Origin of the sequence: Micromonospora sp. NPDC047730 (assembly GCF_043204765.1) — a bacterium.
Lineage (GTDB): Bacteria > Actinomycetota > Actinomycetes > Mycobacteriales > Micromonosporaceae > Micromonospora.
The window spans coordinates 23,147-35,712 of the sequence record NZ_JBIDCU010000033.1 but is presented as its reverse complement, the minus strand read 5'-3'; the positions used below and the strand labels follow the sequence as shown (position 1 = coordinate 35,712).

The window sequence follows — 12,566 nt, the reverse complement described above, 5'->3', positions numbered from 1 at the left end:
CGTTCACCGCCGCCACGTCCACGCCGTCACCGACCAGCCCACGCACCTCGCCCTCGGACGCACCGACCGCGAGCATCCCGCCACCAGCGGGGAGCGCCTGCATCAGAGACCCACGCGCGGCAACCAGCTTGCAGGCGTCCTCCAACGACAACACCCCCGCCACATAGGCGGCAGTCACCTCACCAATCGAATGGCCGGCCAGATAGTCCGGCCTCACACCCCACGACGACAGCAACTCGTACAGAGCCACCTCGACCGCGAACAAACCCGCCTGCGTGAACACCGTCTGATCCAACAGCTCGGCCTCGGGCGAGCCTTCGGAAGCGAACACCACCTCCCGCAACGGGCGCGGCAACCGGCCCTCGAACCGGGCACACACCCCGTCGAACGCCTCCGCGAACACCGCGAACGAGTCGTACAACCCCCGACCCATCCCCACCCACTGCGCACCCTGACCCGTGAACAACACCGCGACCCGACCCGGCGACGCCTGACCCGTCACCACGCCGGAAACCGCGGAACCGCCCGCCAGGGCCTCCAGGCCCGCCAGAAGCTCACCACGATCACGGCCCAGCACCACCGTCCGGTGCTCCAACGCCGCCCGGGCGGTGGCCAGGGACCAGCCGACCTCCACCGCCGGCACGCCCGACTCCCGCCGGGCGAACTCCACCAACCGCCCCGCCTGACCGGACAATGCCTCCGCCGACCGCCCTGACACCAACCACGGCACCAGAGGCAGATCCACATCCGCCGCCGCGACCTCGACGGCCTCGGCCTGCTCCACGATCACGTGCGCGTTCGTCCCCGAGATCCCGAACGACGACACCGCCGCCCTACGCGGCCGACCCACCAACGGCCACGGCATCGACTCGGTAGCAAGCGCGACAGCACCCGAGGACCAGTCCACCTTCGACGACGGCGCATCCACGTGCAGCGTCGCCGGCACCACACCGTGCCGCATGGCAAGGACCATCTTGATCACACCCGCCACCCCGGCGGCGGCCTGCGTGTGACCCAGATTCGACTTCACCGACCCCAACAGCAACGGCTCCACGCCGTCGCGACCCTGACCGTAGGTCGCCAACAACGCCTGCGCCTCGATCGGATCACCCAACGTCGTGGCGGTGCCGTGCGCCTCCACCACGTCCACGTCAGCAGGGGACAACCGCGCGTTCGCCAGAGCCTGCCGGATCACCCGCTGCTGCGACGGACCGTTCGGCGCCGTCAGCCCGTTCGACGCCCCGTCCTGGTTCACCGCCGAGCCGCGTACCACCGCGAGGACCCGCCGGCCGTCCCGCCGGGCGTCGGACAGGCGCTGCACCACCAGCACGCCGACGCCCTCACCCCAGCCCGTCCCGTCCGCCGACTCGGCGAACGACCGGCAGCGGCCGTCGGCCGACAGGCCCCCCTGGCGGGAGAACTCCACGAACGCGCCCGGGGTGGCCATCACCGTCACGCCACCGGCCAGGGCCAGATCGCACTCCCCCGACCGCAGGGCCTGCGCCGCCAGGTGCAACGCCACCAGCGACGACGAGCACGCCGTGTCGACGGTCACCGCCGGCCCCTCGAACCCGAACGAGTACGCCACCCGCCCCGACAGCACGCTGGCGGACGCGCCGGTGGCGCCGTACCCGGCGAGGCGTTCGCCGCCGTACCGGATGAGGTTGTCGAAGTCCTGCCCGTTGGTGCCGGCGAAGACGCCGACCCGGCCGCCCCGCAGGGACAGCGGGTCGATCCGGGCGTCCTCGATCGCCGCCCAGGACACCTCCAGCAGCAGGCGCTGCTGCGGGTCCATGGCGGTGGCCTCGCGCGGCGAGATTCCGAAGAACTCCGCGTCGAACGCGCCCGCGTCGTGCAGGAACGCCCCCTGGGACACGTACGACGACGCCAGCGCCTCGGGGGCCCAGTGCCGGTTGACGGGGAAGTCGGACATGGCGTCGACGCCGTCGACGAGCAGCCGCCAGAACTCCTCCGTCGACCCGGCGCCGCCGGGGAAGCGGCAGCCCATGCCGACGATGACGATCGGGTCGTCGTCGACGGGACGTACGGTCGGGGTCTGCGTCGCGGGCAGCGCGTGCCCGCCCAGCAGTTCGGTACGGATGTGGGCGGCCAGGGCGGTCGGGTTGGGGTGGTCGAACGCCAGCGTGGCGGGCAGCGTGAGCCCGATGGCCGCGTCGAGCCGGTTGCGCAGCTCGACGGCGGTGAGCGAGGTGAAGCCGAGGTCCCGGAACGCGCGCTCCGCCGGCACCTGGTCGGCGCTGGCGTGGCCGAGCACCGCCGCGACCTCGCCGCGGACGAGGTCACGGAGCAGGTCGAGCTGCTCGGGCTCGGAGAGCCCGACGAGCCGCTGTCGCAGCGCGCCGGCCCCGGCGGCCCGGTCGGCCGTGGCGGCGTCGGTGACCTGCGGGGCGGTCAGCAGGTCGCGGATCAGCGGGTCGGGGCGCGGCCCGGCGGCGTTGCCGGCGAGCCGGTCCCAGTCGACGTCCGCGACCACCAGGTGGGTCTCGTCGTGGTCGAGGGCGCGGGTGAACGCCCGCACGGCGGTGGCCGGGTCCATCGCGCCGAAGCCGTTGCGGGCCATTCGGCGTTCGAAGTCACCCGCGCTGACCCCGCCGTCGGCCCACAGGCCCCAGCCGATGGACGTGGCGGGTAGCCCCTCGGCACGCCGGCGGTGCGCGAGGGCGTCGAGCCAGGCGTTGCCGGGGGCGTAGCTGGCCTGGCCCGGGCCGCCCATGGTGCCGGCGAGGGAGGAGAACAGGACGAACGCCGACAGGTCGTGGTCGCGGGTCAGTTCGTCGAGGTGGCGGGCGGCGTCGACCTTGGCGCGTAGGGCCGTCGCCAGCTGCCCGACGGTGAGGCCGTCGACGACGTTGTCGTCGAGCGCCGCGGCGGTGTGCACGACGGCGGTGAGCGGCAGGTCGGCGGGTACCGCCGCGAGCAGGTCACGCAGGGCGTCCCGGTCGGCGACGTCGCACGCCGCCACGGTCACCCGGGCGCCGAGCGCGGTCAGCTCCCGGGTCAGCGCGTCGGCGCCGGGGGCGTCGGGGCCGCGCCGGCTGACGAGGAGCAGGTGGTCGGCGCCGGCCGCCGCGAGGGCGCGGGCGACGTGCGCGCCGAGGGCGCCCGTACCGCCGGTGACGAGCGCCGTGCCGCGTGGGGTCCACTCGCGGCCGGGGCCCGCCGGCTGCCCGGCGCGGACCAGTCGGCGGGCGTGGGCGCCGGTGGCGCGGATGGCGAGTTGGTCCTCCGCACGCTCGCCGTCGAGCAGCCGGCGCAGCAGCCGTACGCCGCGCGGGTCGGCCGCCTCGGGCAGGTCGACGAGGCCGCCCCAGCGTTGGGGGTGCTCGGCGCGCAGCACGCCGCCGAAGCCCCAGAGCAGCGCCTGGTCGGGGTCGACGTGCTGGTCGCGGGGGCCGACGGCGACCGCGCTCCGGGTGGCGATCCAGAGCCGGGCGCCGGCCCCGGCGTCGCCGATCGCCTGGGCGAGCGTGACGGTGTCGGCGAGCCCGGCCGGCACGGAGGGGGACTCGGGGTGCGGGCCGGGCGCGAGGCCGAGTAGCGACAGGACGGCGCCGGGCGGCTGCTCGGCGTACGCCTCGGCGAGATCGCGGGCGAGAGCGTCGCGGCTGCGGCCGGGGGCCACCCGCAGCACCCGTACGCCGGGCGCGGCGAGCGCCGTCGTCCACTCCTCCACCGTCCCGCCGGCACTGTCGGGTACGACGAGCAGCAGGTCCGTGACCTCCCGGTGGGAGGGGGCGTCGGGGAGCGGCTGCCAGGTGACCCGGTACCGCCACGAGTCGAGCGTCGATTCCGCCTCCCGGCGGCGGCGCCACGCCGACAGGGCGGGCAGCACGTCGCCCAGCGTCGCCTCGGGGTCGACGGCGAGCGTGGTAGCGAGGGCCTCGACGTCCTGGTTCTCGATGACCTGCCAGAAGGCGGCGTCGTCGGGGAAGCCGGGTCCGCTTTCGGGGCCGTGCGGGCGGGTGCGGGCGTTCAGCCAGTAGCGCTGGTGCTGGAAGGCGTAGGTGGGCAGGTCGACAGTGCGCGGCGGCTGACCGGTCTGCGCGGTGAACCAGGCCGCCCAGTCCACCGGCGTGCCCGTCACGTGCAGCCGCGCCAACGCCGTGACCAGGCTCGTCGTGTCGGTCTGGTCCCGCCGCAGGGCGGGAACGTGGTGCACCGGCCGGTCGGCGGGGGTGTCCGCGGCCATCGCGGTCAGCGTCGCGTCCGGGCCGACCTCCAGGAAGGTGCCCACCCCACACCCGTGCAGCGTCTTGACCGCGTCGGAGAACCGGACCGTCTCCCGGACGTGCCGCACCCAGTACTCCGGGCCGGCGATCTCGGCCAGATCGGCCAGTTGGCCGGTCAGGTTGGAGACGATCGGCAGCTTCGGCGCCTCCCAGGTCAGCGTGTCGAGCACCGCCCGGAACTCCTCCAGCATCGGCTCCATCAACCGCGAATGGAACGCGTGACTCACCGACAGCCGCTTGACCCGCCAACCCCGCTCGACGCACAGCCCCTCGACCCGATCGAGGTCAACTTCCGCACCAGACAGCACCACCGACCGAGGCCCGTTCACCGCCGCGACATCCACGCTGTCACCGGCCAACTCGCGGACCTCGTCCTCGGACGCGCCCACCGCCAGCATCCCGCCACCCGACGGCAACGCCTGCATCAGCGAGCCACGAGCGGCGACCAGAGCGCACGCGTCATCCAATGACAGGACCCCGGCCACATACGCGGCGGTCACCTCACCGATCGAATGACCGGCAAGGTAGTCCGGCCTCACACCCCACGAGGACAACAGCTCGTACAGGGCCACCTCGACCGCGAACAACCCCGCCTGCGTGAACACCGTCTGGTCCAACAGCTCAGGCTCACCGAACACCACGTCCCGCAACGAGCGCGGCAACCGGCCCTCGAACCGGGCACACACCCCGTCGAACGCCTCCGCGAACACCGGGAACACGTCGTACAACCCACGACCCATCCCCACCCGCTGCGAACCCTGACCCGTGAACAGGAACGCCCGCCGCCCGGACACCACCTCGCCCGACACGACATTGCCGACCCCGGCCGCAACAGCCAGAGCATCCAACCCGGCCAGCAACTCGTCCCGGTCGGCGCCGAGGACCACCGCCCGGTGCTCCAACGCCGCCCGGGAGGTGGCCAGGGACCAGCCGGCCTCCACCACATCCGAGGACCCGCGCCGGGCGAACTCCGCCAACCGCCCCGCCTGGCCGGACAACGCCTCTGCCGACCGCCCCGACACCAGCCACGGCACCACCGGCAGACCCGGCACGGCCGATGCCTCGACCGCAACCGCCTCCGCCTGCTCCACGATCACGTGCGCGTTCGTCCCCGAGATCCCGAACGACGACACCGCCGCCCGACGCGCCCGATCCACCACCGGCCACGGCATCGACTCGGTAGCGAGCGCGACAGCACCCGAGGACCAGTCCACCTTCGACGACGGCGCATCCACGTGCAGCGTCGCCGGCACCACACCGTGCCGCATCGCGAGGACCATCTTGATCACACCCGCCACCCCAGCGGCGGCCTGCGTGTGACCCAGATTCGACTTCACCGACCCCAACAGCAGCGGACGGTCTCCCGGCCGCCCCTGACCGTACGTCGCCAGCAGCGCCTGCGCCTCGATCGGATCACCCAACGTCGTGGCGGTGCCGTGCGCCTCCACCACATCCACGTCAGCCGGAGACAACCGCGCGTTCGCCAGCGCCTGCCGGATCACCCGCTGCTGCGACGGGCCGTTCGGCGCCGTCAACCCGTTCGACGCCCCGTCCTGGTTGACGGCGGTCCCCCGCACCACCGCGAGCACCCGGTGGCCCAGGCGCTGCGCGTCGGACAGCCGCTCGACGAGGAGCATCCCAACCCCTTCGGACCAGCCCGTGCCGTCGGCGCCCTCGGCGAACGACTTGCACCGCCCGTCCGGGGCGAGCCCGCGCTGCCGGCTGAAGTCGATGAACGTCTCCAGCGTGGTCATCACGGTGACGCCGCCGGCCAGGGCGAGGGTGCACTCGCCGGAGCGCAGGGACTGCACCGCCAGGTGCAGCGCCACCAGGGACGACGAGCAGGCCGTGTCGACGGTGAGGGCGGGCCCCTCGAACCCGAAGGTGTACGCGACCCGCCCCGACAGCACGCTGCTGGCGGTGCCGCCGCCGATGAAGCCGTCCAGGGTCTCGGGCACCTCGCCGAGCCCGGCGGCGTAGTTGTGGTACATCATGCCGGCGAAGACGCCGACGCGGCTGCCGCGCAGGGACAGCGGGTCGATCCGGGCGTCCTCGATGGCCTCCCAGCACGCCTCCAGCGTCAGCCGCTGCTGCGGATCCATCGCCAGCGCCTCGTACGGCGAGATCTTGAACAGCTCCGGGTCGAAGTCCCCGGCGTCGTGCAGGAACCCGCCCTCGCGGGCGTACGTGCTGCCCCGCCGCTCGCCGGTGGGGTCGTACGCCTCGTCGATGTTCCAGCCCCGGTCGACGGGGAAGGCGGTGATGCCGTCGCCGCCGGCGGCGACCAGTTCCCAGAGCTGCTCCGGCGAGCGGACGCCACCCGGGTACCGGCAGCTCATCCCGACGATCGCGATCGGCTCGTGGTTCTTCGCGTCGACGGCCTTCAGGCGTTCGCTGGTCTCGGCGAGATCGGCGGTGACGCGCTTGAGGTACTCACGGAGCTTGGCTTCGTTGGCCATCGGGGATTTCACCTGTCGCGTTGGTCGGCAAGCGGGCGGTACGACGGTCAGTTACGACCGAACGTGCTGTCGATGAAGTCGAAGAGTTCGTCGTCGCTGGCGTCGTCGATGACCTGGGCGGCGGCGCCCGCCGCGCCGGTGTCGCCGTCCCAGCGGTTGAGCAGCGCCCGGAGCCGGGCGGCAACCGCCGACCGGGTCGTCTCGTCGGAGGTCAGCTCCTCCAGGGTCTCCGGCGGGGTCGCGGCGAACGCCGCCTCCAGCCGGTCCAGTTCGTCGAGGAGCGTGGGCGCGGACCGGCCGGGGCCGAGCTGCGCCATCAGGTGCCCGGTGAGGGCGTCCGGGGTGGGGTGGTCGAAGACCAGGGTGGCCGGCAGCGACAGGCCGGTGAGGGTGGTCAGCCGGTTCCGCAGGTCGACCGCGGTCAGCGAGTCGAAGCCCAGCTCGGTGAAGGACTGCCCGGCGCCGACCGCGGCCGGCGAGGAGTAGCCGAGCACCTCGGCGACCTGCCCGGTGACGAGTTCCTCGACCATGCGCCGGCGGTCCTCGTCGGACGCCCCGGCCAGGCGGTCGCGCAGGGCCCCGGCGGGCACCGCCCCGCCGGCGGCGGCGCGCCGCGGTCGTACGCCGGCCAGGCCGCGCAGGGGCGCCGGGAGGTAGTCGACGGTGGTGAGGTCCCGCAGCGCGACCAGGTCGAGACGTACGGGCAGCAGCAGGGGCCGCCGGCTGCGCCGGCTCGCGTCGAACAGGGCGAGCGCCTGCTCGGTGCCGAGCGGGGCGATGCCCTGGCGGGCCATCCGTTCCCGCCGCACGGTGCCCAACTGGCGGGTCATGCCGCTGCTCTCCTCCCACAGCCCCCAGGCCAGGGAGGTGGCGGCGCGCCCGGCGGCGCGCCGGTGGTGGGCCAGCCCGTCGAGGAAGGCGTTGGCCGCGGCGTAGTTGCCCTGGCCGGGGCCGCCGAGCGGGCCGGCGATCGAGGAGAACAGCACGAACATCGGCAGGTCCAGGTGCCGGGTGAGGTCGTGCAGGTGCCAGGCGGCGTCCGCCTTGGGGCGCAGCACGGCGGCGGTCCGCTCGGGGGTCAGCGCGGTGACGACGGCGTCATCGAGGACGCCGGCGGTGTGGACGACCCCGGTGAGCGGGTGCTCGGCCGGAATGTCGGCCAGCAGCGCGGCGAGCTGGTCCCGGTCGGCCACGTCGCAGGCGACGAGCCGGGCCTGGGCGCCCAGCCGGGCGAGGTCGGCGAGCAGGTCGGCCGCGCCGGGGGCGTCGGCGCCGCGCCGGCCGACCAGGAGCAGGTGGCGCACCTTGTGGGCGGTGACCAGGTGTCGGGTGAGCAGGCCGCCGAGGGTGCCGGTGGCACCGGTGACGAGCACCGTGCCGTCCGGCAGCAGGTCGACCGCGCCGGTCGGGTCGGGCTCGGCGGACGCCAGTCGGGGTACGAGGAGCCGGCCGTCCCGCAGCGCGAGCTGGGGTTCGTCGCCGGCCAACGCCCGGCCGAGCAGTTCGGCGTCGGTGTGTTCGTCGACGTCGACGAGGACGAACCGGCCCGGGTGTTCCAGTTGTGCGGTGCGGACCAGGCCCCAGACGGCCGCTGCGGGCAGGTCGGGCACGGTGTCGGCGTCGTCGGCGGGGACCGCGCCCCGGGTGAGCACCACGAGTCGCCGGTCGGCGAACCGGTCGTCGGCCAGCCACCGCCGCATCGTTGTCAGGGTGTCGGCGAGGCGGTCCCGGGTGGGGCCGAGCGGCTCGCCCGCCGGGGCGGCGCCGGCCGGGAGCAGCACCAGCCAGGGGTCGTGCAGGCCGGCGTCGACGGCCTCGGCGAGGTCGGCCAGTCCGCCGGGCACCGCCGCATCGGCGAGGGCGGCGGCCTCGCCGAGCGCCACGATCCCGGGGGCCCGCCGCGACGGCAGCGGCAGTGCGGTCCAGCGCAGGTCGAACAGCGGTACGTCGGCGGACCCGGAGGCGTCGAGCTGGTCGGCGCCGACGGGCCGGGAAACCAGCGAGGCGACCCGGGCGACGGGGGCGCCCGTGCCGTCGGCGAGGGTCAGCGACACCGCCGTGCCGGCCCGTTCGACGCGTACTCGGAGGGTGGTGGCGCCGACGGCGGAGAGCGCGACGCCCGACCACGCGAACGGGAGCCGGGCCCCGGAGGCGTCGGCGTCGGCGTCGTCGGTGAGGCCGACGACGTGCAGCGCCGCGTCCAGCAGCGCCGGGTGGATGGCGAACGCCCCGGGGGCGGTGCCGTCCGGCAGCGCGACCTCCGCGAAGACCGCCTCGCCGGTACGCCACGCGGCCCGCAGCCCGCGGAACGCCGGCCCGTGGTCGACGCCGAGCCGGTCGAGCTGCTCGTAGATCGGCTCGACCGGTACGGCGTCGGCGTCGGGCGGCGGCCACTCGGTCAGCGCCTCGGCGGTGTCGGCGGCTGCGGGCGCGAGAATGCCCTCGGCGTGCCGGGTCCAGTCGCCGCGCGGGTCGTCGGCCGGGCGGGAGTGGATGGCGACGCGACGGCGGCCGTGCTCGTCGGGAGCGCCGAGGGTGAGCTGCACGGCACGGGCGCCCTGCTCGGGCAGCACGAGCGGGGCGGCGAGGGTCAGTTCGTCGAGGGCGTCGCAGCCGGCCTGCCCGCCCGCATGCAGCGCCATCTCGACCAGCGCGGTGCCCGGAACGACGACGGAGCCCCAGACCACGTGGTCGGCGAGCCACGGCTGGGTCCGCACCGAGAGCCGGCCGCCGTGGATGCGTACGTCGTCGGCGGCGGAGACGAGCTGGGCGTTCAGCAGGGGGTGCCGGCCGCTGTGTACGCCGAGGCCGGAGGCGTCCGCGCCGCCCTCGGCCGGGCCGGCGTCGAGCCAGTAGCGCTGGCGTTGGAAGGCGTACGTGGGCAGGTCCACGGTCCGGGGCGGCTGGCCGGTCTGCGCGGTGAACCAGGCCGCCCAGTCCACGGTCGTGCCGGTGACGTGCAGCCGCGCCAGCGCCGTGACCAGGCTCGTCGTGTCGGTCTGGTCCCGCCGCAGGGCGGGAACGTGGTGCACCGGCCGGTCGGCGGGGGTGTCCGCCGCCATCGCGGTCAGCGTCGCGTCCGGCCCGACCTCCAAAAAGGTGGTGACCCCGCAGCCGTGCAGCGTCGCGATGGCGTCGGAGAAGCGGACCGCCTCCCGCACGTGCCGCACCCAGTACTCGGGGGAGACGACCTCCGCCGGATCAGCCAGCCGGCCCGTCAGGTTGGACACGATCGGCAGCTTCGGCGCCTGCCAGGTCAGCGTGTTCAACACCGCCCGGAACTCGTCCAGCATCGGCTCCATCGACCGCGAGTGGAACGCGTGACTCACCGACAGCCGCTTGACCCGCCAACCCCGCTCGACGCACAGCCCCTCGACCCGATCGAGGTCAACTTCCGCACCAGACAGCACCACCGACCGAGGCCCGTTCACCGCCGCGACATCCACGCCGTCGCCGGCCAACTCGCGGACCTCGTCCTCGCCCGCGCCCACGGCCAGCATCCCGCCGCCACCCGGCAACGCCTGCATCAACGAACCACGCGCGGCAACCAGCTTGCAGGCGTCCTCCAACGACAAGACCCCGGCCACGTGGGCGGCCGTCACCTCACCGATCGAGTGACCGGCCAGGTAGTCGGCCTGCACACCCCAGGAGGACAACAGCTCGTACAGGGCCACCTCGACCGCGAACAGACCCGCCTGCGTGAACACGGTCTGATCCAGCAGCGCGGCCCCGGCCGAGCCCGCATCCGCGAACAGCACCGTCTTCAACGGCTGCGGCAGCGCCCGGTCCAGGTGCCCGCACACCCCGTCGAGGGCCGAGGCGAAAACCGGGAACGAGTCGTACAACCCCCGACCCATCCCCACCCGCTGCGCACCCTGACCCGTGAACAGGAACGCCCGCCGGCCGGTAACCACCTCACCCGAGACCACGGTGCCGACCCCGGCCCCGCCGGCCAGGACGTCCAACCCGGCCAGCAACTCGTCGCGATCGGCACCGAGAACCACCGCCCGGTGCTCCAACGCCGCCCGAGCGGTGGCCAGGGACCAGCCGACCTCCACCGCCGGCACACCCGACTCCCGCCGGACGAACTCCACCAACCGCCCCGCCTGACCGGACAACGCCTCCGCCGACCGCCCCGACACCAACCACGGCACCACCGGCAGACCCGGCACGGCCGACGCCTCGACCGCAACCGCCTCCGCCTGCTCCACGATCACGTGCGCGTTCGTCCCCGAGATCCCGAACGACGACACCGCCGCCCGACGCGCCCGACCCACCACCGGCCACGGCGTCGACTCCGTCACCAACGACACCGCACCCGACGACCAGTCCACCTTCGACGACGGCACATCCACGTGCAGCGTCGCCGGCACCACACCACGCCGCATCGCAAGAACCATCTTGATCACACCCGCCACCCCCGCGGCAGCCTGCGTGTGACCGATGTTCGACTTGATCGACCCCAGCAGCAGCGGCTCCACGCCGTCGCGGCCCTGGCCGTACGTGGCGAGCAGGGCCTGGGCCTCGATCGGATCACCCAGGGTGGTGCCCGTCCCGTGCGCCTCCACCACGTCCACGTCAGCCGGAGACAACCGCGCGTTCGCCAGGGCCTGCCGGATCACCCGCTGCTGCGACGGGCCGTTCGGCGCCGTCAACCCGTTCGACGCCCCGTCCTGGTTGACGGCGGTCCCCCGCACCACCGCGAGCACCCGGTGGCCCAGGCGCTGCGCGTCGGACAGCCGCTCGACGAGGAGCATGCCGACGCCCTCGGCGAGGGAGGTGCCGTCGGCACCGTCGGCGAACGCCCGGCACCGGGCGGACATGGACAGGTTGCCCTGCCGGGTGAAGTCGACGAACACGGCGGGCGTCGGCATGACCGTCACGCCGCCGGCCAGGGCCAGGTCGGACTCGCCGGAGCGCAGCGACTGCACGGCGAGGTGCAGCGCCACCAGGGAGGACGAGCACGCGGTGTCGACGGTCACCGCCGGCCCCTCGAAGCCGAACGCGTACGCGACCCGGCCGGAGCTGATGCTGCCGGCGTTACCGAGGCCGAGGTAGTCGACGACGCCGTCGGGCACGTCGGCGGCGCCGGCGGCGTAGTCGGCGTGGGTGAGCCCGGCGAAGACGCCGACGCGGGCGCCCTTGAGCCCGACGGGGTCGACCCCGGCGGACTCGAACGCCTCCCACGAGGTCTCCAGCAGCAGCCGCTGCTGCGGGTCCATGGCCAGGGCCTCGCGGGGCGAGATGCCGAAGAAGCGCGGGTCGAAGTCACCCGCGTCGTGGACGAAGCCGCCCTCGCGTACGCAGGACGTCCCGGGGCGTTCCCGGGTCGGGTCGTACAGTTCGGCGAGGTCCCAGCCGCGGTCGGTCGGGAAGGGGCCGACGGCGTCCCCGGACGCGGCGACGAGATCCCACAGTGCCTCGGGGGAGGTGATCCCGCCGGGGAAGCGGCAGGCCATGCCGACGATGGCGATGGGCTGCTGCGCCTCGTCCTCGACGTCACGGAGCCGTTGCCGGGTCCGGCGCAGGTCGGTGGTGACCCTCTTCAGGTACTCCCGGAGCTTTTCTTCGGTGTCCATCAACCTGACCCATCGCGGTGGCCGGCGGAGACCTGACGTAGGCGACGGTACGAATGCGCGAATTCCTCAGGCCAGATCGGTTGTCGTCCCTTGAGCACAATTCTGCCGAGAGCCACGGGTCCCCTCTGCGGGGGAAAGCTATGGCGTCGCCATGACCTGCGACAACCCCTAACCCACGCCGTCGCCCGCTAGGGGTGGCCCCGGCCCGGTGGATCCGATTAGCGTCCGTTTGATCGCACGGCGCCCGCGCTGACGGCGGCGCCACCGGTGGAAGGACC

The 12,566-nt window shown here is 74.0% G+C and carries 2 protein-coding genes; both read right to left on the bottom strand.

Features of this window, described 5'->3' with window-relative positions:
• A partial coding sequence (locus ACGF5G_RS34505) for a type I polyketide synthase (protein WP_393270928.1) occupies window positions 1–6,721 on the bottom strand: 6,721 nt, incomplete at its 3' end.
• A 35-nt stretch (window positions 6,722–6,756) separates the two neighbouring features.
• On the bottom strand, window positions 6,757–12,291 hold the full coding sequence (locus ACGF5G_RS34500; RefSeq protein ID WP_393270926.1) for an SDR family NAD(P)-dependent oxidoreductase: 5,535 nt from the start codon (window positions 12,289–12,291) through the stop codon (window positions 6,757–6,759).
• Window positions 12,292–12,566 lie beyond the last annotated feature (275 nt).